15 protein-coding genes and 3 pseudogenes are annotated in these 23,278 nt (G+C 71.0%); 6 read left to right on the top strand and 12 right to left on the bottom strand.

The features are described from left to right. Nucleotides 1–7: 7 nt before the first annotated feature. The 9 genes and pseudogenes from ACFY16_RS35270 to ACFY16_RS35230 form a co-directional block, all read right to left on the bottom strand. Nucleotides 8–3,541, bottom strand: a complete 3,534-nt coding sequence (locus ACFY16_RS35270) for a hypothetical protein (RefSeq protein WP_390651311.1) — start codon at nucleotides 3,539–3,541, stop codon at nucleotides 8–10. Beyond that, nucleotides 3,541–3,992: pseudogene (locus ACFY16_RS35265) on the bottom strand (TadE/TadG family type IV pilus assembly protein). Before ACFY16_RS35265 ends, ACFY16_RS35270 begins: the two are co-directional and overlap by 1 nt. After that, nucleotides 3,992–4,489, bottom strand: coding sequence for a hypothetical protein (locus tag ACFY16_RS35260; protein WP_390651310.1), 498 nt, complete (start codon nucleotides 4,487–4,489; stop codon nucleotides 3,992–3,994). Before ACFY16_RS35260 ends, ACFY16_RS35265 begins: the two are co-directional and overlap by 1 nt. 35 nt (nucleotides 4,490–4,524) lie before the next feature. Then, the gene (locus tag ACFY16_RS35255; protein ID WP_390651309.1) at nucleotides 4,525–7,275 is read right to left on the bottom strand and encodes a hypothetical protein; all 2,751 of its coding nucleotides are present in this window, start codon (nucleotides 7,273–7,275) and stop codon (nucleotides 4,525–4,527) included. Nucleotide 7,276: 1 nt separating this feature from the next. After that, a complete protein-coding gene (locus tag ACFY16_RS35250; RefSeq protein WP_390651308.1) occupies nucleotides 7,277–7,636 on the bottom strand; it encodes a hypothetical protein in 360 nt (119 codons plus the stop codon). Then, entirely contained in the window at nucleotides 7,633–10,311 is a 2,679-nt protein-coding gene (locus tag ACFY16_RS35245) for an ATP-binding protein (protein ID WP_390651307.1), read from the bottom strand. The genes ACFY16_RS35250 and ACFY16_RS35245 overlap by 4 nt, the downstream gene beginning before the upstream one ends. After that, the gene (locus ACFY16_RS35240; RefSeq protein WP_390651306.1) at nucleotides 10,308–10,865 is read right to left on the bottom strand and encodes a hypothetical protein; all 558 of its coding nucleotides are present in this window, start codon (nucleotides 10,863–10,865) and stop codon (nucleotides 10,308–10,310) included. The genes ACFY16_RS35245 and ACFY16_RS35240 overlap by 4 nt, the downstream gene beginning before the upstream one ends. Further along, on the bottom strand, nucleotides 10,862–11,203 hold the full coding sequence (locus ACFY16_RS35235) for a hypothetical protein (protein ID WP_390651305.1): 342 nt from the start codon (nucleotides 11,201–11,203) through the stop codon (nucleotides 10,862–10,864). The genes ACFY16_RS35240 and ACFY16_RS35235 overlap by 4 nt, the downstream gene beginning before the upstream one ends. Beyond that, nucleotides 11,200–12,135 carry a conjugal transfer protein gene (locus ACFY16_RS35230; RefSeq protein ID WP_390651304.1) on the bottom strand — a complete coding sequence of 312 codons (936 nt, stop codon included), beginning with the start codon at nucleotides 12,133–12,135 and terminating at the stop codon, nucleotides 11,200–11,202. The genes ACFY16_RS35235 and ACFY16_RS35230 overlap by 4 nt, the downstream gene beginning before the upstream one ends. A 718-nt stretch (nucleotides 12,136–12,853) precedes the next feature. Here ACFY16_RS35230 and ACFY16_RS35225 point away from each other — a divergent pair. The 3 genes and pseudogenes from ACFY16_RS35225 to ACFY16_RS35215 form a co-directional block, all read left to right on the top strand. Further along, nucleotides 12,854–14,302 (top strand): hypothetical protein, encoded by a 1,449-nt coding sequence (locus ACFY16_RS35225; RefSeq protein ID WP_390651303.1) that lies wholly within the window; start codon nucleotides 12,854–12,856, stop codon nucleotides 14,300–14,302. Beyond that, nucleotides 14,299–15,717 carry a hypothetical protein gene (locus ACFY16_RS35220; RefSeq protein WP_390651302.1) on the top strand — a complete coding sequence of 473 codons (1,419 nt, stop codon included), beginning with the start codon at nucleotides 14,299–14,301 and terminating at the stop codon, nucleotides 15,715–15,717. Before ACFY16_RS35225 ends, ACFY16_RS35220 begins: the two co-directional genes overlap by 4 nt. 384 nt (nucleotides 15,718–16,101) lie before the next feature. Next, a pseudogene (locus tag ACFY16_RS35215) lies at nucleotides 16,102–16,233 on the top strand (IS5/IS1182 family transposase); the annotation flags it as partial. Between the two features lie 416 nt (nucleotides 16,234–16,649). On the opposite strand, the gene ACFY16_RS35210 reads toward ACFY16_RS35215, so the two are convergent. Both ACFY16_RS35210 and ACFY16_RS35205 read right to left on the bottom strand, forming a co-directional pair. Beyond that, nucleotides 16,650–17,555 carry a hypothetical protein gene (locus ACFY16_RS35210; protein WP_390651301.1) on the bottom strand — a complete coding sequence of 302 codons (906 nt, stop codon included), beginning with the start codon at nucleotides 17,553–17,555 and terminating at the stop codon, nucleotides 16,650–16,652. Between the two features lie 111 nt (nucleotides 17,556–17,666). Continuing rightward, on the bottom strand, nucleotides 17,667–18,020 hold the full coding sequence (locus ACFY16_RS35205; RefSeq protein WP_390651300.1) for a hypothetical protein: 354 nt from the start codon (nucleotides 18,018–18,020) through the stop codon (nucleotides 17,667–17,669). A gap of 292 nt (nucleotides 18,021–18,312) precedes the next feature. On the opposite strand from ACFY16_RS35205, the gene ACFY16_RS35200 reads away from it, so the two are divergent. Then, nucleotides 18,313–18,720, top strand: a complete 408-nt coding sequence (locus tag ACFY16_RS35200) for an ankyrin repeat domain-containing protein (protein ID WP_390651299.1) — start codon at nucleotides 18,313–18,315, stop codon at nucleotides 18,718–18,720. A 393-nt stretch (nucleotides 18,721–19,113) separates the two neighbouring features. Beyond that, the gene (locus ACFY16_RS35195; RefSeq protein WP_390651298.1) at nucleotides 19,114–19,239 is read left to right on the top strand and encodes a hypothetical protein; all 126 of its coding nucleotides are present in this window, start codon (nucleotides 19,114–19,116) and stop codon (nucleotides 19,237–19,239) included. Between the two features lie 10 nt (nucleotides 19,240–19,249). Here the strand turns inward: ACFY16_RS35195 and ACFY16_RS35190 are convergent. After that, nucleotides 19,250–19,887: pseudogene (locus ACFY16_RS35190) on the bottom strand (dienelactone hydrolase family protein); the annotation flags it as partial. 187 nt (nucleotides 19,888–20,074) lie between these two features. Here ACFY16_RS35190 and fxsT point away from each other — a divergent pair. Further along, nucleotides 20,075–22,558 carry an FxSxx-COOH system tetratricopeptide repeat protein gene (fxsT, locus tag ACFY16_RS35185; RefSeq protein ID WP_390651297.1) on the top strand — a complete coding sequence of 828 codons (2,484 nt, stop codon included), beginning with the start codon at nucleotides 20,075–20,077 and terminating at the stop codon, nucleotides 22,556–22,558. The last annotated feature ends 720 nt before the right edge of the window (nucleotides 22,559–23,278 follow it).

Here is a 23,278-nt window from a genome sequence, read left to right as displayed (position 1 = left end):
GGGAAGCTCACGGAATCGCGGATCCTGCATTGCGCATCTCCGTGCCCGGGTTGTTGAGGAGTTGGTTGATGAGCTGAGTAGTCGCCGTTTCGAGTGAGCAGTCGAGTGCCTGGTTGATGTGTTGTACGCGGGTGATGGCGGTGTGCAGTCCGGAGCGGTTCCCGCGTGCAGCCTCAAGGCGCATCAAGTCCCGATACAGCAGCTCTGCTGTGTCGTCTACCTCGAGGCCGGTGGCGATGGCCTGCCACGCAGCGCTGAAGTCGTGGTGGGAGCCGACAGAGATCCGGTGGGTGGCCACGGTGTGGGCGACGTCGATGATCCGCGTGATCATCTCCTGCTGGTAGGGCTCGGCCCAGGGCAGTGACCGGCCGCCGAACGGTTTGCCCCGTACCAGGGTCAGTGCCTTCTCCAGGTCGCTCAGGCCGGACGGTCCCTGCGGTAGTGCGCGTTCGACGAGCTGGAGGAAGCGGCTCCAGTCGCAGCGCACACCGGGCGCGAGCCGGTAGGGGTCCTCGCCCGCCTTGCGGCGCGGCACGTAGACGTTGCCGGAGGGGTCGCTGCCGAGGGAGCTGCGCAGGCCTTGCATGCGTGCGTTGAGGGTGCTCGTTGACCAGGGGCTTATGGGGTCCATGTCGGCACACAGGACATCCGCGCTCCGCCCCGGCCGGAAGTACAACAGGGCGGCCAGCTGCGCCATCCTGGGGCCGTGGCCGGTGCTGTCCACGCCCGTCACCTCGACCGGCCCCAGGATGCGGATCTCCGGGGCGTGCAGGTCATGTGCCTCGCACTCTTCCCCCTCCGCCGCCGCTGTGGGCTCTTCGACGGCGCCCCGCGGGTCGTGCTCCTCCGTGGTCTCTGCCGCGTCGGTGGTCTCCGCAGCTGGGGACGCCGGGGCTGATGGCACTGCTGCTTCGGTGCCCGGGCCGGTTTCATCCTCAAACCCGGTCAATGATGTGGTGGGGGAGAGGAGGCGGAGCCCGGACGGGTCGGTGCCGGCGGCGAGCAGGGCCGGGAAGACCTCGCCGCTCACATCTGTTGCCGCCGCTGGCGACGGGATCGAGGCGGCGGCGGATGCGGGCGCGATCGGCTCCTGCGGCACTGCCTGCTCGGGCTGGGGCATGTGGTCGGGCTCGTCCGGAATGTCCTGCCAGGGCCCTTCGGCCGGGTGGGCCGGCTGTGCGGACACTTTCAGCGCGGTGGTGATCTGGAGGTAGGCGGGGTGTTCCAGGCGCTGCACCGTGATGTCGGTGCCGGCGTAGTCGAGGTGTTGCGGCTCGCTGAGGGAGGCGTTGAGGATCTCCGCCTCGGGGAAGTGTGCGGCCGCTGTACTCGCCGGGGCGATCAGCGTGACGGGCACAGACCCTGCTCGGGAAATCGTGTCGGCGAACTGCCAGGCCGTGTCCTCGTCCAGAGCAGACGCGCATAGCAGCAGGTACGGCTGGTGCAGGGTTTCGGGCATCTGGTGTGCTTCCAGGAGACGTTCGCTCAGGTCGCGCAGCGCGTGCGCGGCCTGGCGCATGTGGGCGATCCGCGCCGTGGGCAGCAGCTGCGGTAGGTCCGCGCCGAACCCGACGGTGACGATCTCGGCTTCGGCCGCCCAGGGACTCATCCCGAGTTCCAGGACGAGTGAGGTGCACACTTCGGTGATGTGGAGCGGGTTGCCGTCCAGCAACAGCGCGGGCAGCCCGGCGAGGTTGAGTAGCAGCAGGTCGCCGGTCTCGGTGCTGCCGATCGTGACCAGCCCCGGACACGGTGCCGGTACGTCGCGGGCCGTCTCCTCGTCCAGGAGCGCGGCATCAGCGGGCAGGATCCACCAGCCGCCCTGCCCGGCGTTGAAGGGCGCGAGCGGTTCCTGGGCGAGGTCCTCGGGCAGCACCTGAACCGTGCGGGTCCCGATCCGGGCGGCCCGCAGCGGCGGCAGGACCGCGTCGTCCTCCTCCTGTTGGGCCGCGTGGTGGGCCAGGGTGCGTAGCGCCACGTCCAGACGGGCAGCACCGCCGGGTTCGGCGGCCGCCGCCAACTGGGCCTCTGCCGGGGAGGTCTCCGCTGCGATGGCGATTTTCTCGCCCGGTTTGCGGCGTCGGCGCTGCAGTGTCCGGCGCAGGGCGAGGGCACCGGTGATGGCGGCGGCGAGCAGTGCGCCGGCGCCGAGAACGGTGCGCAGGTTCAGCGGGCTGCTGGCCGGAGCCGTTGCCGGAGTCCCGGGCGCTTGGGTGGTGGGGGAGGAGGCAGCGGAACCGGACGGTTCCGCCGACGCCGATGGGGAGGCAGCAGGGGAGGAGGCAGAAGCTGAGGCGCTGGCGCTGGCGCTGGGCTCGGGCGTTGCGGACGCCGCGGCGGACGGAGAGGCCTGCTCCTGCTCGGGCTGTTCGGGCTGTTCGGTCGGGCGGCTGGCTGGTGTGCTGGGCGCCGATGACTGCGGTGCGGGCGCCTGGGTCTGGCTGGGTACGGGTGCCTGTGCATCGCCCGTGCCGTCGCCCGGCGCCTGCGTGCTGTCGGGGTGTGGGGTGGCTGGGGGAGTGGTCTCCTGGCTGCCCGCCTCCTCGCCTCGGTGGTTGTCGTGTGGCGGCGCCTGCTGGTCCGGCGGGGCGCCGGGGAGGGTGACGTGCTGTCCCGCGTAGATCACGTCGGGGTCAGTGATCTCGGGCAGGCCGTGCGGCTGTGGCTTGCCGCGGCTGGCGGCGAACAGCTGCGGCCATTGGTTGCCGTCGCCGAGCTCTTCCTCTGCGATCTTCGACAGGTAGTCGCCGGAGTGGACCGTGACGACGTGCCCACCCCCCTCGCCGGCCGTCGGGGCGCTGTCTCCCAGTTGCGTACGGGGGCCTCCCGCGGCCGCGACGGTTTCGGGCATTGCCAGTTGCCAGCCGGGCTGCAGAAAGCTGTTCGCGCGGAAGACGGTGCCGTCGGCCATGGTGTGGCCCTCGTTCAGGTCGGCGATCTCCCGCCATCGTTCGCCATTGCCCAGCTCCTTCTCGGCGATGCCCCACAGGCTCTGTGCGGGTCGTGTTTCGCGCACCGTGTACGTCGTGCGGGACGCCGGCGTGCTCGCCGCGGGCGTGTGAGCCTGCCCGTTCGCGGTGGCCTGCGGCGCCTGGGCCTGCCCGGGGACGCGGGCCGCCGTGGTGGCCGGGGCAGCCTGGGCGTCGGAGGCCAGCGCCGAGCTGGTGGGCAGCAGCACCAGGATGCTGCCGATCAACAGGGCCGCGGCGCGCTGCGAGGCGCCCATCCCGCGCGGGGCATGCCAGGTACGGCCCCGCACTTGTGCGATCAGCTCGCGTGCGGCGCAGAACGTGAACTGCGCCCAGCCGATCCAGCCCACCAAGGCGAGTAGCAGCAGGAACACTCTGCCGGTGTCCTGCCGGTCCAGCAGGTGCGTGAGGTCGTCGTGGGTGGAAGCCCAGATGACCGGGGTGGCCCAGGCCAGCAGCAGCGGCAGGCCCGCGACCGCGGCGGCCAGAACGAGCAGGCTCAAGCCGGCCTTGACGACACGGGCCAGGGTGCGGCCCACTGTCGCGGCGGGGGAGTGGGTGGTGGCGGGCATCAGTTTCCTTCGGGTGCGGTGACGCCGTGCAGGAGGGTGGCCTTGCCCTGGCCGGACACTGACAACGAGCCGATCCCGACCACCGACAGGAACTTCGTGTCGTAGGAGCCGGTGACGCGGACGGTGAGGGTCTTGCCGTCGCCGGACACGCTGACCGTGCGGTGGCGCCGGCGGAGCGCAGGTAGGCCTGGGCTGCGGCAGCCGCGTTCTGCGGATCGACGACGATTGCGTTGCCGCTGATGGCTTCGGCGGGGTCGATGGCCTGCCCTCCGGCCCGGGCGGCCTCGCCGGCGATGTAGTCGGCGCGCTCAGTGGCGCGCATCTTGCTGCCGCCGTCCACGGCGACGCCGATGATCCCGATCAGCGCCATGACGCAGACGGCGACGAACACGGTGACGCCTCCCCGGTCGTCCAGCCGCGCCCGGCGCAGCCACATCTGAGGGAAGATCATCAGTCACCCCGCTGCCGGTACTGATCCACCACCGAGACGGCCGTCGACGTGAGCGTCCTTGCCCCAGGCACGCCCGGCAGCAGCAGGTCGGAGAGGTTGACTGTGCAGGTCACGGTCACGGTGACGGTGCCGACCTGGCCCACCGGCACATTCAGGCCGCCGGTGTTGACGTGGACGGATGTGGAGGTAACCCACGGGAGTAGAGACATCGGGGCCCCGGCGGCGACGTTGCGGCCGATGGCGTGGTTCGACTCGACCTTGGCGATCCCGGCCAGGATCGGCCAGCGCATGCCCTGGCACCTGGGCCTGTACTTCCCGACCTGCTGGACAGCCTTCTTGTAGGCGGTCAGCATCCGGGCGGGGATGTCTGCCGCGGTGCCGCCGTCGGCGATCCCACCGTCGTCCTGGAGCCCGGTCTGCATCGCGACGTATGCGCTGATCGCGTTCGAGACAGGAGCCGCGCAGCACACGCCGGTGAACAGAAGCAGCACAACCACGCATCCCCACCGCCCGAGGCGGCGCCGGGACGCCCTCACCCGTCCTCACCGTCCTCGGCCTGCCACTGCGCCCGCATCTCGCGCAGCCGATCGGCCTGGCGTTGAGGTTCTGCCTCGGGCCCGTTCTGGCGCATCAGGTCCCGCATCCGGGCACGCGCCTCGTCTCGCGGTGTGGTGCGAGCGCTCCCGCCGCCGGGAAGGGCCGGGCCTGTCCTGTTCGACGCAGGGCTCGCCGGACGCGTGGCGCTGCCGCCCGCGAGCCGGTTCGGGGACGTCGGCGTTGTGTTGCCTCCGGCCGAAGACGTCGGCGCGGTCGGCCGAGCGGGGCCTGGCCCCGGACGGCCGGCGGGGCTGCCAGTACGTGCCGTCGCCGACTGGACCGGGTTCGGCCGCGGGGAGGGGACTGCCGTCGGAGCTGCCGGGAGGCGGCGGCTGCGAAAGGGGCCGGAACGGGCAGCCTGCCGTCCCGCGTCGGCCCAGGCCCGGCCGTCCTCGCGGACGGTGTTGCCCCACACCCGCACCTGCTGGCGGGCGTCCTGGGAGTAGCGCGATCCGCCCGAGCGGGCCCGGCGGACATTGGCCGGGAGACCGACCGTCGCCCCATACGCGGCGCGGCCACCCCGATTGAGGATGCGGTACCCGCGAAAGCGCACCAGACGGTTGTGGGCGCGCGTTGACAGCAGCGTGCGGTCGGTGTTCTGGTCGTGCAGTACCTGACCCGAGCGGCGGTCCACGACCTGGCCGTCCTCGTCGCGGTAGCGGTCGGGCGGACCGCCAGGACGGCGCGGCCCTCCGCCGCCCGAACCACTGTCCCCGCCGCCGGACGGGCCGCCTGTGTCCGGATCGCCGTCCGCGCTGGGCTTACGCCACTTGGCCAACTGCTCCTTGTCCGGACGCCGGCCGATCAGCAGCCAGTGGGAGCCCTTCGCACCGAGCCGCGCTCCGAGCCCGCCCACGGCGGCCGCCGCAGTGAGCGGGGCGAGCCCACGCCCTGCCTCGGCGGTGGCATCGGCGAGCACACGACCGGTGTCCACCGGCATACCCGCCCCGTCGAACAGCGACGTCAGTGCGCCCATAAGCCGCTGCCGGGTGCCGAGCAGCCCGAACCGGCCGCCGCCGCCACCGGTGACGGCGCGCAAGCCCCCGCCGTATCCGCCGAGCGCGGCGGACGAGTTCATGGCGAGCGCGGCGCCGAGCTCGGAGGTGTCGCCCGGCATGTGGGTGCCGCCGACCTTGGCGTAGCGCATCCGCATGGCCATGCGCTGGCCGAAGGAGGTGATCCCTGTCAGCAGGCGGCGGTGTCCGGCCGCGCCCGCGATGGCGAGGACGTCGATGAGCAGGATCCGCTCGACCATCAGGTCGGGCCCGTCGGTGACGGTGGCGTCCACGGCGATGCCGAAGAACGGCACGAACGCGCAGATCCCGACCACAGTCAGGACCGCGATGCCCCAGATCGACAGCCACTTCCACACCGACTGGCGCGCAGGCCCGGGCAGCATGCCCGCGACGAAGGTGACACCGCCCGCGGCCGCGGACGCCGCGCAGATGCCCTGGGTGCCCAGCAGCACGATGGCGCTGGAGAGGAGCATGCCGCAGATGAACAGGGCTGCGACCAGCAGCAGGGCGGCGCCGCCGACGCGCCACCAGGTGGGTTTCTCGGCGTAGGCGGCGCACGACTTGCCGACGTCGCCGGCCCGTTTCATGTCCTCGAGGAAGGCGTAGAACTCGCGGTCCTCGTCGGTGACGACCGCGTTGGAGGCATCCAGCAGCTCGCCGCCGGGGGTGAGCTCCGGCAGGCCGTCACCGCCGTCGCTGTCGGGCACCCCCTCGATGAAGCCGCGCTCGCAGTACTTCTTCGCCGCGCCGCGGATTTTGCTGCAGACTTCCTTTCCCTTGTCAGTAACCTTGGCGCCCACCTTGTATCCGCCGGTGATCCACTTCAGGTGGACGGCGTAGGCCTTGCGGTCGGATTCTTTGGCGGGGTCGAGGACGCGCCCGTACTGCAGCAGCATGTACGGCTTGACGATCAGGGCGTTGGTGATCGAGTCCTGGATGGGCCGGGCCACCTCTGCTGCGGAGACCGGTCCTTCGCCTTCACGCTCCTCGCACTTGATCTCGGCGTTGCCGGCCATGCCGGCGCACGGGTCGTAGCTGGCGATCTTTCCGCCCCAGTCGTAGGAGTCGACGCTCTGCTGGGCGACCTCGGCAGCCACCTGCTGGGACTGGCCCAAAGGGCCGTCCTGGCCGAGCAGGGTGTCGGGGCGGATGAGGGCCGAAGCGGCGATCGCCCCGATGAGCAAGGTGAGGAAGATTTCGCCCAGCCCGCGGCCCACCCGCCCGCGCACGATCATGAACCCGGCGAAAGCAAACGCCCAGGCCAGCAGCAGACCCTTCAACCCCAGGGTGTCGACCACCACGTTGTCGTACGTGTCGGCAACCTTCTGCGCCGGGCGGGCCAGGATCTTTAGCAGCGGGAACCGGAAGGCCACCTCGATTGCCCACCCCGCCAGACCGACCAGCAGCCGGATCAGTGTGAACAGGCCGGACAGGGCGAAGGCCAGGGCCTGCGTCTTGAAGGCGACGATGGAGCCGCCTGAAGCGTTCAGGTCGTACCCATCGATCGGCACACCCTCGGACGAGTAGATGTTCAGCGGGGCGAGCAGGTCTCCGGTCTCGCTGTTGCTGCTGGCCGCGTACACGACCTGGCTGTTCACCATGACGAACACGCCGGTGAGCAGCAGGACGAAGCCGGCCCGGCGCAGCGTGCCGTGGTCTGGACGGAACATCTCAGGCCCGCCCTTGCCTCGTAGGCGCCCGGCGTCGCCAGATCACGAGCGCGCCCACCCCGGTCGCGGCCGACAGCAGCTTCCATGCGGCGGCGCCACCGCCGTCCTGGGTGGATCCGGCGCTCGCGGCGTGGCGGCCGCGCTCGCAGTACTCCTTGGCCGGACCCGCTATCCGATCGCACGCGTCTGCGGGCGCCTTGGCGGCGTCGGCGGCGAAGGCCTGCCCGGTGCGCGGCCACCAGGTCTCCGGCAGGCTCGCCCCGAGCGCCAGGACGAGCACGCCGACGGCCACAGCGATCGCCGTGAGAGCGCTCGCGGCTGCGGCCAGGCGCCGGGAGCGACTGGGTGCGAAAGAGGTCATCGAGGTTCCTTCGGACGGTCACCCGTGGCGGCACCGGCGAGCGGCGCGGACGCGGGCGTAGGTGTGCGGCGTCCCGGTGTGGTGGTGATGGAGGAAAAGATCCGCTCGATGCGGGGGATGACGACCTTGATGCGGCCGGTGTTCTGCCGCGGGCAGGTGATCAGGAACTCGCCTTCGCGGCCGCGTTGTCCGACGGGGGACAGGCCGGTGGTCACCAGCCGCAGCAGCTCTGGGTCGTTCGAGTTGAGACCGAGGAACTGAAGTCCCCGGCGGGCGCGTTCGCGGTCCGCGGTGCGGGCGAGCGCGCGGTAGGCCATCAGCCCGCGGTCGGGGCCGAGTTCGTCGGCGTCGTGAGAGCCGGCGATCAGCCCGGCGCCGTGCTTGCGGCCGTCGTGGAGGATTTCGTGGACCAAGGCGGTGCCCTCGGCCGAAGAGGTGAGCCAGTACAGCTCGTCCAGGACCACGGCGGTGAACCGCTCCGGGTCCTCGAACGCGGTCTGCCTCGCGATGGCCGCGATCAGGTAGAGGACCGCGCGGCCGATGAGCGCCTCCAGCGACTGCTGGTGCAGCACTTCGGGCTTGTCGAACGCGGCCTTCGGCGGCAGCTTCAGCCCCGCGGTCGTGACCACGATCATGTCGGAGGCGCTGGAGGCGTCCAGCCGCACCGGCGGCAGGCTGGGGTCGAACACCATCGCTGCAAGAGGGTTGCTGGCCACGACGCGGACGAGGCCGGCGAGGGTGGCGGCCGCGTCCTGCCGCTTGCCCGCTTCCGCCTTGGCCATCTCGTCGAGGACCTGAAGGACCCGGTGCATGGAGGGGGCGTCACCGGCGGCGGCCCGCTCCACGGCATGGTGCAGGACCTCCCCGCCTGTGCTCATCGGGCCGATGCCGAGCTGGAGCGTGAGGTAAGACAGGGCGTAGTGGCGGCCTTCGGGGCCGTCGAACATGCGCAGCGGGTCGATGGACACCTCGGCCTGGGCGGCGTCGATGATCTGGCAGCGGCCCGCGGCCGCGGTGCGGGCGAAGGTCGCCCACTCCCGCACAGGGGTGCGGTCGATGCAGATCGCGATCCCGCCGCGCGCCCACACCGACTCGGAGATCAGCTTTTCCAGGACGCTCTTGCCCGCGCCGAGATCGCCGATGATCCCCATGGAGGCGGAGGCGTCCTGCTTTGGCGCATCCGCCACGTTGATCATGACGGGGCGGGTGGTGCCGCAGTCCAGGTCGATGCCGAGGAACATGCCGTTGGGGTCGCCGACCTCCGCAAGCGTGAAGGCCCCGCCCAAAGCCCAGTCCTCGCTGACTTGGTGCTGGGTGAACTCCCGCACCACGCCGGGCCGCGCGGTGCCGGGCAGACCGACGGTGAACAAGGCCTCCTGCAGCCCGGCCGGACGCACGGCGCGGTAGTCGGCGCCGCCGAGCAGCGCGGCCAGGGCTCGGGCGCGGGCGTCACAGACTGCGGCGGTCGGCCCCCACACGGTCAGGACCGTCACCGACTGGACCTCGACCTCCACGCTGGTGCGCGACAGTCGTACGTCCAGTTCGCCCAGGTCGCGGGCGGCGTCGGTCAGGGAGGCGGGCATGCCGGTGGGGCGGGCGTCGTACTGGTCGGCCTGGTCGATGAGTTCGTTCTTCTTGCGCCGCACTTGGTCGCGGGCCTTGTCGGCCGGTACCAGGGTGAGGTCGATGGTGTAGTCGACGGGGAAATCCAGGGTCTCCAGCTGCGCGAACAGGTCGGCGGCGTCCTGGCTTACGGCAGGCGGGCACTCGGCCAGCGCCAGCTGCGCCTGATAGCCCACTCCGGCGTCGGACTCCACCTGCAGCCACCGCCGCCGCAGCGGCGACGATGTCTTCAGCCGCCACCACGCCATGCGGCCCGACCGGCCGATCCGGTCCGCGCCCGCCAGGTCCTCGGCGTCGTCGAGCGCGGGATCGACGCCTCCCTCCTGCAGGCGGACCTGGCCGAGGTCGGCGTAGCTGGGGGAGTGCAGCATCCCCGCCTTCAGCCGCCCGCCGTACAGGTTGCTGGTCTCGGCTTCGGTGAGCAGCGGCTCGGTGAGGCCTCGGTGCAGGGCGTGCTGGATCATCCACACGATCTCCGCCGGGCGGGCCGGGCGGAAGGCGACGCCGCCGGCGAGCGCGGCTTCCACCCGGGAGGCCTGCTCGCGGTAGGAGGTCACCTCGCGGCGCGCCACGGGGGCGGCCCGCATGCCCAGCATCGGCGCGACGTCCGCCCACATCGCGCCGAGGGAGGCGGTCACCTGCCCGCCGGCGGCGTCGTTCTGCAGCGGCACGGCCAGCCAGAGCGTGCGGCGGTGCATCTCCTGCTCGCCCAGCAGGTCCAGGGTGGCCTCGACGTTCTCCACCCACGGATGCGTACTGCCGGGCATCTGGTCGCCGGGCTCGATGCCCTCGATCATGCGCAGGGCGATCTCGCCCGGGTCGACCTGGGCGCACAGCCCGAACAGGCGTGGCGCCCCCGTCAGGGAACGGATCAAGTGCGTGATCTTCGCGAGCTGCTCGTCGCGGACCGCGGCCGGGACGTAGGTGCCCTGGACGCTCTCCTCTCGGTGGCCGCGCGCGTCCGGTCCGGGGTGCAGCCGGTAGAGGGCCCACACGCTGCCGTGTGTCGACCAGACGAGGTGTCCGGCGATGTGACGGATCGGCACCCTCACCTGGCACCCCCAGCCTGTTCGGCGAGGGCGAGCAACTGCTGGACGCCCGACACCGGCCCCACCGACACCGGGCGCGGCCGCGCGGGCGGACGGGCCGCCGGGCCCCGGTGCGCCTTGCGGTCGGCTGCAGGCTGGTCGACGCGGGGCGTGGCCATGACCGGGACAGCGGGAGCAGTCTCCTCGAGGGTGAAGCCGCCAAGCAGAGGCCGGGAGATGCGGTCCCGGGCGGCCCGGCCGCCGATGCGGCCGCCCTGCGGCTGCCAGGCGAGCAGCACCCAGCCCAGCGCCGCCTGCAACGGGGCGCGCCCTTTGATCTTCGGACGGCGTACCGCCCAGACCGCCAGCAGCCAGGCCACGATCGGCACCGGCCCCATCCACGACCACCAGCTGATCGTCTTGACCAGCAGGAAGCCGCCGCCGACCGCGACCGCGATCTGTGCCGGGGTGTAGGGGCCGAGCGGGATCTTCCAGTCGGCGACCTTGCCCAGTACCCACGGGTGGCGGCGGGCGGAGGTGTAGAAGCGGCCCACCCGCCCCGCGGCCGCGGCGCTCACAGCCAGCCTCCCGCGCCGTCGGAGTGCACCCGGGCGAGCGGATCGGGTCCGCGCACGATGCCGGGCACGGCGGAGGCGCCCTGGGACGGGTTCTTCACCTCGTCGGTGAACATGTCCGCCAGGTCGTTGCGGCTGTCGTACAGCCCCAGCGCGATGATCATCAGAAGCAGGGCGCCGATCCCGGCCTTCAGGCTGAACTTCTGGATCATGATGACCACGACGAGGCAGACCAGACCGGCCTGCAGGCCCTTGGTCGCCCACTCCTTGAACATGGTGATCCACGAATCGCCAAGGTCATTGAGCTGCCCGGCGAGCATCAGACTGTGCACCGTATTCACCGGGCACCCCCGTCCCTCACGGTTCCGGACTCAAGCGCCGCGACTTCCCACCGGCCGGAGCGGGCCTTGAGGTCGATGTCGTACGCCAGCGGCCAACGCCCGGCGTCATCCACGGCTTCGACCGCCACGCGGACACGGACCCGCGTGCCGTCGGCCGGCACCTGTTCGGCGGCCGCGGCCTGATCGGCACCCCACACCTCCTGGACGGTGACCGCGGTGTACGGGGCGGGAGAGACCGGCAAGAGCTTCACCCCGGGAGCGAGGTAGCGGTCCACATCCCCGGCCCCCGCCAGGTACGCGCCGAAGAACTCGCCGACTGCCAAGGACAGATCGCCGTCGGACGGCACGCTCACGCCGTACGGCGATTTGGCCACCCCGGCGCGCGCCGGGCCGGCCACCGCGCCGGGGGCGCCGATCACGGCGAACGAGGCGCCGCTCGCGTCGGCGGTCACGGGGACGACGAAGTAGCGCAGGCGGCCGTCGGCGTATTGCGCAGCCACGGTCACCGCCCACTCGCCGTCCTCGCGCTGCGCACTGCGCACGGCGGTCACCGATGCCGGCTTCGGCTGCGCACTGGCGACCGGGTCCGGCAGATCGACGTCCGGCGCGAGGGACTGCGCAAGCCGCGCCTGCGCACTGTTCGCGTCGTCGGTGCTGCTGCGCAACCACGCGTCGACGAACACCTGCGCATAGCCCGCCGGGTCGGCCGCGGTGGCCGCGGTGCGCACGGCGGTCGGCTTGTCCGAGGGGGCGGCCGCGACGGTGGTCGGGCCGGACATCACCGCGACGCCCAGGGCGATGGGGCCGGCCGCAATCGCGGTGAACAAGGCCAGGCGCGACAGGCGCACGCGCCGCCTCATCTTCTCCAGCCGGGCGCCTGCGGCCACCGGGGGAGCCGCGTCGCTCTCCGAGGCCTGCTTGCCAGGGGACATGGTCAATCTCCCAGGTCAGATCGTGTACTTGCTGACCTCGAGGAAACCCGCCGACCCCGACCAGACCACCGACCATGAAGGCCCGACCACAGTCACGATGGGGACACAAAGCCCGTGGTCGGGGTCATGGTCGGCCCGACCACCGCCCCGACCATGGCCGCGGACGGCGACCGGGCACGCCTGAACCGAACATCGCCGTGAAGGTGGTGGGGACGGGGAACTGGCCCAGCGAGCCCAGGGGCGACAGAGGGAGAAGCCGCCGACGGATCGGGACCGCGCCGGCTCCAGGAAGGAGGCCGTGGAAGGCCCGATTGCGCTCGACTTGGCCGAGTGCGCAGACCAACGTCGACGGCGTCTGCCGGCTATGCGCAGTCGGCTGCACATGCCGAATGCGCAGGACCCGGAACCGTTGCGCAGCCGTCTGCGCAATGGGCGACGTTGCCGCTGCGCAACCGCGACTGCGCAGCCTTCGGCGGGCAGCGGGGAAGGGCCGTGGTCGGCCCGACCATGAGCCCGACCACGCCAGCCCAGTGCGCATGTTGCCGGATCGTGACCGGTGGTCGGGGGTTGTGGTCGTCAGCCTGGTCGGGCGTGCCGGGTGAGCTGACGGAATGGATCTCGCTCACGGCACCTCACACAGCGGCCCCCGCCACCTCGCTCCCGCACGTTCGCTCCAGGGCATCGGCGGCCGCGCGCACATGGCGCGCGAGGAAGCACGATGAGCCGCTTCGGGGCGGGGATCCGCCGTGGGGTGATGGCGGCGGACCAATTCACTCAGATCGCCAACGGCCTGTTCCGCGACCCCAAGATCTCCTTCAAGGCGAAGGGCATCTTCGGCTACATCAGCACCCACCGCGCCGGCTGGCACGTGACGGTCGCCGACCTCGTGCGCGCCGGACCCGACGGACGCGACGCCGTACGCGGCGGCCTCACCGAACTGCAGCGGCACGGCTACCTCATCCGCGAACAGCTCAGGCACGACGACGGGACGCTCCGCGAGATCGTGTACTCGATCACGGACCGCCCCGCCCCCGCCGATTTTGCCGCGGCGGCCGGGTCGGTGTTCGCCTCCGCGCCGGCGGGTGAGGCGCCGCCCGGCTTCGGGGCGGGGATCCGCCGTGGGGTGATGGCGGCGGACCAGTTCACCCAGATCGCCAACGGCCTGTTCCGCGACCCCCGGCTGTCCTTCAAGGCGAAGGGAATCTTCGGGCTCATCAGCACGCACCGGGACGGCTGGCGGATGAGCGTCACGGACCTGGCGCGCCGCAGCCGCGACGGTGAGGAGGCCGTCAAGAGCGGCCTCAAGGAGCTGGAGAAGCACGGCTTCCTGCTCCGGGAACGCGAGCGCAACCCCGACGGCACCCTCGGCGCGGCCGCGTACTTCATCACCGATCTGCCCAGCCTGCAAAACAGCAGGTCGCAACCGATGTCGGGTTTTCCACCGGTGGATAACCCGACGTCGGTTCATCGCCCCACTAAGAACACCAACAGAAAGAAGACCAACAAGCAGAAGACCAGACCCCTCCATCCGTGCGACCAGGGCGACGCCGCGGGAACGACCCAAGGGACGGACCAGCCGGACGTACCGGCTGCGCTCCCGGCGGATGAGATGCATCCGGGGATCCAGCTGCTGCTCGAGATCGGAGCGAGCCGTCCGGAACTCCTGCTGACCGGGAAGGTGCTGACCGATCAGGGCCGCGTGGCCACTGTGATGCTGGAGGCCGGCTGGAGCAGCGAGCAGCTGCGTCACGTCATCACCGACCGGCCGTTGCCGCAGCCGGTGCGCACCACGGTCGGTGCGATCATCGCCGCCCGCCTGCGCGCCGCTCAGGCCTACCCGCCTCCCGCCACGCTGGACGGCTGTCACCACCGCGGCGACGTGATGGAAGCCGAGCCACAGGGGTGGCCGTCGGCCGAGCGGTCGTCCACGGCGTCTGCCGCACGCACGGTGACTGAGGCCCTGACCTACCGGGCGCTCGTCGAATGCGCCGGCTGCGGCGTTCCCGGAACTGCCCCCGGCGAAGACCTCTGCCCGGCCTGTCTGGGCTGGCCGCTGTGCCGAACCTGCCCTGGACCGACGCCCCGGCGGGCCCGCCCCGAGGGCGATGGCCGCTGTACCACCTGCGCAACTGCATCGACCAACCTGCTGGAAGGAAGCACCCCATGACGACCTACGTACCGTCGGCGGCAGGGCTCGCTCAGCAGCTGAGCCCGTTTGGGCAGCAGCCGCAGTGTTGGGAGAGGAAACGCTCCCGCGCCGTGCGCGGCGGGCACGTCTGCTGCGGCTCCGGTTGCGCGGCTGGCTGTGAGCCCGTCCTGATCCGTGAACGGACGGGATGGGGGTGGATCGACTGGACGGTCCCGGCCGATGGCAGCCTGCCCGAACAGCCGCACCGGGTGGCCGTGTTCACCCCGATCGCGACCCGGTCCCAGCGCCTGGCCCTGCGCTGGCTGGCCAGGCGTCCGGCACACCGGATCCGCCTCGGCAAAGTGACCGTACGCCCGGCCACGGCCGTCGTCACGGCCCTCACCCTGGTGTCGGCCGCCCTTGCGCTCATGCAGGGCGTCCCCTTCAGCATCGTGCTGCCGGCGGCCGCCTTAGCCCCGCTGCTCGTGGAGCACCTGCCTGACCGGCTCGATACCCGTGCTGGCGAGAACGCCCGGATCATCGAGGACGAAGCCGCCTGCCGCTACCTGCAGCGCCTCGCCGCTCTGCACACCGGCCTCGTCCAGGCTGCCGCCGGCAGCGACCACTACGAGGTGCGGCGCGCCGTCGAGATCGGCCACCACCAGCTGTTCGCCACCGCAGACCTGCTCCAGCGCCACGACACCCGCTCAGCCTCCAGCGAGCTCATCGCCCGCGAGCGGCTGATGCTGCAACTCGCCATCCAGACCCGCCAGATCGTCACGACCCAGTGCGCTGACCGGTTCGGCGGGCAGCCGCCGCTGGGTCCCTACCCGCCCGGGCCCCGCCGGCGGCCCCAGCCCTCAGCCGAGCACACGACCCACGTCCCGCCGACGAAGGAGGAAGCGAACATGCCCCAGGACGGTTCCGAACAGCCCACCGGCGAGGTGTACCTGCTCTTCGCGCACGAGGCCTACTACACGGCCGCCGCCCAGGAGATCAACACCTCGCTCGTAGCCGCAGCCTCCCTGCTGCACCCCCGTGTCCGGCAGCCCGACGGCGCCCGCATCTACGACCGCCTCACCCGCGGCCGCCGGCCAGGCGAGATCGTGCCGCTTGCCACGCTCACCCACGAACTGGACGGCGGTACGCGCTGGCCGGAGGTCGGCGACTGGGAGGCGGTCACCGCGGATCTGCTCCAGCTCATCCGGAACCGTGAATGCGATGCCCTCAGCCTGGGCCTGCCGGACATCGCCCGTGCCCTGGTGTGCTCTGGCCCGCACAGCGAAGTACGGGTCTACGACCCGGCGGCCGAGCGGCATCAGGCGTACGGGCCCGCCGAACGCATCGAGGTCCTGGTCGAGGTCGGCAGGCAACTGGCCTGGGCGGAAGCCGGGTGCGCCCTGTGGCCGGGTGACGGCCTGCTGGTTCCCGCCAACCCCGGAGGCGTCAAGTGACGTTCGGCTACGCAGCGTACGAAGTCTGGGCGGAGTTCCGCAGACTGCTGACCGGGTGTACGCGCGCCCCGCGCCGCAGCCGCCGTCGGCCAGCGGGGGCAGAAGGAGAAGGCACCGGGTCCGTCACCGCGTCCGGGGACGACGGGGGCAAGGACCCCCAACCCGGCAACTGAGGCGAGACACAGGCCGTCGCGCCGCCCCAGACCACCGGCGTCGCGACGGCAGTGCGGCGACTGGCGAACAGCTCAGTGCCGGGCCCTACTCGACCAGCAAGCATTGGCTCCTCAGATCCGTGCGGCCATCGGCAAGGGAGCCCGCGCACAGGGAAAGTGAGAAAATTCGGGCGCCAAAACGAGAAACGACCCGGATCACGGCCGCTACTTCAAGCCCCAGCGCCTGCACGCCGACAAAGCCTATGACCGCCCCGACCTGCGAAAATGGTTATGGGGCAAGCGCATCGGAGTCCGGATCGCCCGCAAGGGCATCGAGTCCAGCGAACGATTGGGCCGCCGAAGGTGAGTGATCGAGAGGACGATGTCGTGGCTGTCCGGCTACCGCAGACTGAACGATAGCCGGGGTACCGGGAGCCCGACCGCGAGCCTCCTGTGTTGTCTGTCCGGTATGGCGGGGTCAACGATCACTCGGCCTGATGCCGGGCTGCGCGGCTTGGAACGGAAACAGGGGAGAAGGGCCTGCCTGGGCATGTGATCACTCCGGAACCTGGAGAGGAGCTCGGGGGTGGCCTTCGTGGGAGCGTTGAGGAAGCGGCGATGGCCGGTGCCGCGAAGCCGGGCGGCTTCGCGGCGGAGAGGTGGCTGGCCTCTCCATACCGGCCATCGTGCGGCGTCTGGCCCGCCGGGAGTTCGTCGATCCCTTAAACCAGAGGCCGCGGTCTTACGGTATCCCGCGTGTGACGCGGTTCGGTGTTGCAGTCAGGGCGTCGAGGACCGGAGGGCGGCCAGCTCCTCGATGCGGGAGCGTTTCCAGCGCTGCTGGCGCGGTCGGCCGGCACTCCCGCGGCGGTATTCGAACCCGTCGGGCTGCTCGAGGTCGGGCAGGAGCCCGTGCCCGAGAGCGCTGATGAAGCTGTCGGCGTTGCCGTATCCGAGGATCTGGGCCGCTTCGGCTGCGCCGACCAGGTCCTCGTTCTCGTCCTGGTCGGCGGCCGGCAGCACACCGCGCTTGCGGGCGGCGGCGACGACGGTGGACCGGCGCCACTTCTTGCGGGCTCCGCCGCGGCTGCCTTCCTCCCTCTCCAGGGTCTCCGGCTCGGGCAGTTCGGGGATGCGCCCCTGGTAGAGGGCGCTGGAGAACGAAGCGACGCTGCTGTAGCCGAACAGGCTCGCGACCTCGGCGGTACCGAGCAGCTCGTCGGGGTCTCCATCGACGGGCACTGCGGGCAGCGCGGTAGCCGGGGCGGAGCTGCGCCGGCCCTTGCCGGGCCGGTTGCTGGCCCAGGCGACGATCGTGCCGCGGCGCCACATCGGGCCGTCGACGTCCTCGTCGGGCTCGGGGAAGTATCCGGGCCGATCGCGGAAGTAGGCGTCGATGGTGGAGGTGCGGGTGTAGCCGAGGAGCTTGGCCACCTCCCGCTTGGTCAGCAGCTCGTCCTGGTCGGCCTCGAGTACCGCGGCCGGCAGCGTGCGCTTCTTCGGGGCGCGCTTGGCGAAGAACGCCGCGACCTCGTCGTGGCGCCAGAACCGCTTGCGGCCCTCCGTGTGCGCGACCGCGGGGAAACCGCTGTCCGGGGCGTTGCTCCACTCGCTGATCCGGGGCTTGCTCGTGCCGAACTCGGACACGATCTGCGCGGTGTCCACGAGCCGTTCGGCGGGAGACATCGAAACCCCTTTGGAAGGATCGGCAAGGCGGTGTCGGCGCCCGGTCGAGCCGCGACAGGTTCGATAATGCCAAAGCTGGTGGGCTCGTGTCCAGCCCAGCGCGAGAGGCGGCTACAGAAGCTCCTCGCCAAGAAGACAGACACCGAAGAGCGCGGCCCGCTCTTCCAGCTCCGTGTAGGCCATGGCGGCCGGCGTGGCCTCCCAGGTCGCGAACGCGAGGGCGGAGACCGCCTCGCTGCGTGTCGTCCCCAGCTCCCACGGCACGCCTGCGGCAGTGCACTGCTCGGCGAGTTGGACGTCGGACAGGCTTGCGGTCTCCAGGGCGATGCCGGACTGGACGTCGGCGACGCCCTCGCACCAGGCGTGATGGCCTGCGGCGAGAAGGCCCCGCAGCGCGTCCCGGTCGCTCTGGTCCTGGGCGCTGGCGGCGAGGTCGAAAAGCAGGGCGGTGGGGTTGGTGTCCATGGTCATCTCCTTGAATCCACTTTAAGGGGGCGTGTGCCGGGCGGGGTCGGATGTTGAGCGACGCTGAAAATGTGCACCAGGCGACGTGGGGGTTGTCGACGGGATGGGATGAAACGACCCCGGCGGCCGTCAGGCCGCCGGAGTCGTTGTGAACATGGTGTCGGCTTCATGCACACGGTGTCGTGGGCGTCTCGGTGATCGCGTGGTGGCTGGAGAACCCTGTCGGGGAGGTCACCTCTCCTGGAATGCGCCGCTCGATGAGGTGCTTCCGTGGTCGGGGATCATGTTGGTCATGAGTGAGCGTGAGGGTGGTGGGGTGGACCGGCTGGGCCGGTCAGCGTTGCACTATGCGGCGGCGTCGGGTGATCTGGCTGCTGTTCGGGTTGCGATCGATGCCGGGGCGGACGTATGTGCTGGTGACTCGGCCGGGTGGACTCCACTGCACTTCGCGGCGCAGGCTCAGAGGGCTGACATTGCCATCGAGTTGCTGGCCGGCCACGCCGTTGTGGATGCCGTGGACGTGCAGGGAAACACGCCGCTGTCGCGGGCGGTGTTCAACTACCGGGGTGATCCGGCCGTGCTCGATGTGCTGCGAGAAGCGGGCGCCGACCCAGATCGGGCGAACGCGCGTGGAGTCAGTCCGCGACAGCTGGCGGGGCGGATCGCGAACTACGACGTCGTGAGGCATGTGAACTGGTAGGCAGGGGCGCCCGGTGCGAGGCTGCCCGGCCTTGGTCGTCACTCTGTCGCGTGTGTCTCGGTGATGGCGAGGCCGGTGGAGGACTCGTCGACGATGCTCTTCTCGTCGGCGAACGCGGCGATGAGGGACTGCAGGGTGATGTTGTTGACCGAGCGGGGCAGGCCGCGGCTGGTGAGGTGGATCAGGTCGACTGCGTCGTCGGAGAACAGCGGGTCGAGCGGTCGGCGATCGTCAGGTGGTGCTTGATGTAGCTGGCGGTTTCCTCCTTCGTCATGGTCGGCATCTGGTAGCTGATCGAGATCCGCTGGTCCAGGGCCGCCAGAACGCGATGGGGGTGCTGGTGGCTGAGCGCCGCCTCGATCGCGCCGGTACCGCCGCTGGCCGGTACCGCCGGTGGCCGGTACCGGCGCGATCGGGGCGGTTGTGCATCTGCCGGTCGCCGTCATCGAGGAGGGTCGGGACCTGTCCTCGATGAGCGGCATCCTGGCCGACACCGCCTACCGTCTGCTGCCGGCCTGACGGCCCGGCCTCACTTCAGGTGCCGGGCGAAGAACCGGTTCCCGTCCTGCGCCTCGAACCATGGGGTACCGGTGTGGCCGCCCCTATTGGCGTGCAGCGTCTTCTCTTTGGTGCCGAAGGCGTCGAACAGGTCGAGGGCCTGCTGCCGGGGGTTCCCTTCGTCGTCCCACTGCAGCAGGAACAGCAGCGGAATGGTGACCTGCGGGGCCTCCTCGCGCTGGGCGCGGGGCACGTAACCCCCGGCGAAGAAACCGGCGGCCGCGATGCGTGGTTCGACCACCGCCAGTCGAATGCCGACGGCGGTCCACCCCGAGTAGCAGACCGGGCCGCCGATCTTGGGCAGCGAAAGGAGGGCGTCCAGGGCGGCCTGCCATTCCGGGACCGCCTTTTCGACCAGCGGGCCGATGAAGGACTCGAAGATCTCATCGACCTGCTCGCCGGCCGGCATCGCCCGGCGGAGGTCGGCGCGAGCCTGCTCATCGACGGCGGAACGGGGCCGGTCACCGCACCCGGGGGCGTCGATGGTGGCCACCGCGTAGCCGTACGCCGCGGATTGCCGGGCCCGGGCCACCAGCCGGGCTTCCCCCTGGGCAGACCGTTGTTGTGGGCCATCAGGATCAGCGGGGCTGGTGCGGCGGCCCCCGGCGAGCAGCGCCTCGAAGCAGCGGGCGAGGAACCAGCTCTCGGCGTTGCCTGGGTACTCGTCGAGCAGGACGAACCGCGTGCACACCAGGGAGCCTCGTTCCGGGGACGGTGCCTGGTGGCGTGGCGCATCCTTGGGCCAGGGATGTGTTGTGGGCGGGGGTCCGGTGTGGGTGGTGGCAGGCGTGCGCGGGTGGGTTCCGTCGTCAGCGGGTCGGGGGCGGCGGTGACGTGCGCGCTGGGGGTGGTGACGAACTACGCCACGAATGCCGTGCCGAACTGGGCGTCCCGTCCGTGGGTGGTGTGGTCGGTCTTCGGTGCGCTGGCCGTGGCCGCGCTGGTGTTGGGGCTGGTCAGCCGCCGTCTGTACGCCATCGACTCCGTGGTGGGTGGTGGACCGGTGAGGTTGATGCCGCTGAGGCGGGTCCTCGGCGGCATGACGTCTCTGCGGGCACCCCACGGTTCCGGGCCTCTCCGGGGCCGCGACGACGAACTCGAGGTGCTGAGGCGGCTGCTGGCCCGGCCCCAGGGGAAGTACGCCGTGGTGTGCGGGGTGGGCGGGATCGGCAAGACCACATTGGCCTCCACCCTGGCCGATGTCGCCCGCGCGGAGGGCCGGGGTGTGTTCTGGATCCGCTGGCGCAGCACCGAGGAGCTAGCCGAGCAGATGACCCGCACCGCGCTGGCCTGCGGCCTTCCCGAAGCCCGGCTCGAGGAGGCCCGGTCGGGTCGGGCCGGGCTGCCCGATGTGGTGTGGGAGCAGATGGAGCAGACCGCCAAGTGGCTCCTGGTCCTCGACAACGTCGACACCCCGCAGGGCGTCGGTCCCGACGGCGAGGACGTGGCGTCCTACCGCGGGTGGATCCGGCCGAGCAGCAGGGGCCTGCTGCTGGTCACCAGCCGCAACACCGACCCCGTGGTGTGGGGCACCCAGGCCGTCCTCCGCCGCGTCGCCCCGCTGGAGCCCGCAGCCGGCGGCCAGGTCCTCTGCGACGCGGCCCCCCACGCCGGAACCGCCCAAGAAGCACGGGGACTCGCGGACCGGCTGGGCGGCCTGCCGCTCGCGCTCCATGCCGTCGGCCACTACCTGGCCGCACCCGGCAGCCGCCACCGCACCTTCACCGCCTATACCACTGCCCTCGACACACAGTTGGGCACGCTGCTCGGCGCCTGGCAACCTCGGGCGAGCGACCCGGCCGTCGGACGGACCCTGGTCCGCCACACCTGGGAGCTGTCACTGGACCAACTTGCCGCCGACGGCAACCCGCTAGCACGGCCGGCACTGCAGCTGCTGTCCCTTCTGGCATCGGCCCCCATCCCCGTCTCCCTCCTCACCCCGGAACTGCTCACCCAGGCCACCAGGCAACAGACCGGCGAGGTCGAGGTGGAGGCCGCTCTCAACGGCCTGCACACGTACGGACTCGTCGACACGCCCACACGCCAAGACGGACAACCCGTCCTCGGGCAGGTCGTCCTGCATCCCCTGGTCCGCGAGATCACCGCTCACACCCACAGCACCGAATCCACCGAGCCCAACCGCTACCAGCAGGTCCTCACCGGCCGCCTGATCCAGGCAGCCCAAGGGGTGATGAGTGCCAGGATCGCGGGCTGGGACACGGCCCGCCTCCTGGCGCCTCACCTCCATAGCGCTGCAACGCACACCACCAACCAGCACAACCGCCACCTCGCCGATGCCGTCGATCGCATCAGCCGGTCCCTCACGAAAGCGGGCGACTACGGCAGCGCGCTACAGCTGCAGCAGGCAGCGCACTCGATCACCGCCCGCTCCTTCGGCCCCGACCACCCCCAAGCCCTGAACAGCCGCCACCACCTCGCCGACGCGCTCGACCTCTTCGGCCGGCACCAGGAGGCAGCCGACCTCCATCAGCAGGTCCTCACCACCCGCGAACGCGTCCTTGGCGCCGACCACCCCGACACCCTGCTCAGCCGCAACAACCTGGCCAACGCGCTGGACCACCTCGGCCGACACCAAGAGGCAGCAGACCACCACCGACACATCCTCACTGTCCGCGAACGCGTCCTTGGCACGGATCAGATTCCCACCCTGCACAGCCGCAACAACCTCGGCCTCGCGCTCGGCTACCTCGGCCACCACCTAGAAGCAGCAGATCTCCACCAACGGGCTCTCTCCGGCTACGAACGGGTCCTCGGCGCCGACCACCCCCACACCCTGAACAGCCGCAACAACCTTGCGCTCGCGCTCGATGACCTCGGCCGGTACCAAGAAGCAGCAGACCTCCACCGACAGGTCCTCAGCGCCTACGAGAGCATCCTTGGTCCCGATCATCCCGACACCCTGCACAGTCGCGACAACCTCGGCCTCGCGCTGGACCACCTCGGCCGGCACCAAGAGGCAGCAGACCTCCACCGACAGGTCCTCAGCGCCTACGAGAGCATCCTTGGTCCCGACCACCCCAGCACCTTGACCAGCCGCAGTCACCTCGGCCTCGCGCTCGACCACCTGGGCCACCATCAAGAAGCAGCAGACCACCACCAACACGTCCTCAGCACCCGCGAACGCGTCCTCGGACCCGTCCACCCCCACACCCTGCACAGTCGCGACAACCTCGCAGCAGCACTGCGTGGTTCGGGGCGCGCGGGCACATTCATGGGGCATGGGAGGAGGCGTTGGTTCCGCGGGCCGAGGCGTAGCTGAAGTTCGGTGCGCTCGTGGCCGCAGCGGGCGGGCCGAGCGGGGCTCACCCTAGAACCTGAACACACATGCGAACATCAGGGTCCCCTCGCCGCCCGGCCCCCGCACGGCCGTCCATCCACGGTGCGCGGCAGCAAGGCCGCTGGCTCCTGGGCCGGCTCCGGCCCAGAACCACGAGGTCCGGCCGCTTGCCGGGGGCAGGCGTACATGGATGTCTCGGGGTCCTTGCACCGAATCGGCTCCACTGGGGCCTACCGGCGTTCGCTGGGAGTGGGAGCGTGATCCCCCCAAGACGGGGCCACCCAGGCCAGTGTGATGTCGACCGCTGGTTGGAAGGAGTGCCCACCACCCTCCAATATGCTCGTGACCTGGTCCTCTGGGCCGTCCGCACCAAACGGGCCAGCAACATCAGCATTCCGGCGCGACTCAAGAACGCTCCGACCCAAGCCCGGACGAACGAAGAGAGATTGCGCTCCGGCTCCTGGACGACGACCAACTCGACTCCCGCGACCACGTCGCCCGGCCTGCTGAATCTCCTCTATGCCGGTTCGAGGATTCAGCGGGCGGCGTTCGCGTAGCGGGTGGCGGATTCCGCTGTCGCCTCCCCTCTCGGGTGAAGGCCGGTGGCGGTCTGGTGGTTGTTGCGCGTCGGCGGCCGCCTCCGCGCACCCCGCCGCCGCGGCCCCCGGGCCTGAGGGCCCGTCAAGAAGCCCCGGCGGCAAC

This window comes from Streptomyces sp. NPDC001315 (assembly GCF_042896175.1).
Lineage (GTDB): Bacteria > Actinomycetota > Actinomycetes > Streptomycetales > Streptomycetaceae > Streptomyces.
Note: the sequence above shows the minus strand (reverse complement) of the source record. Positions and strands in the feature narration are given on the sequence as shown.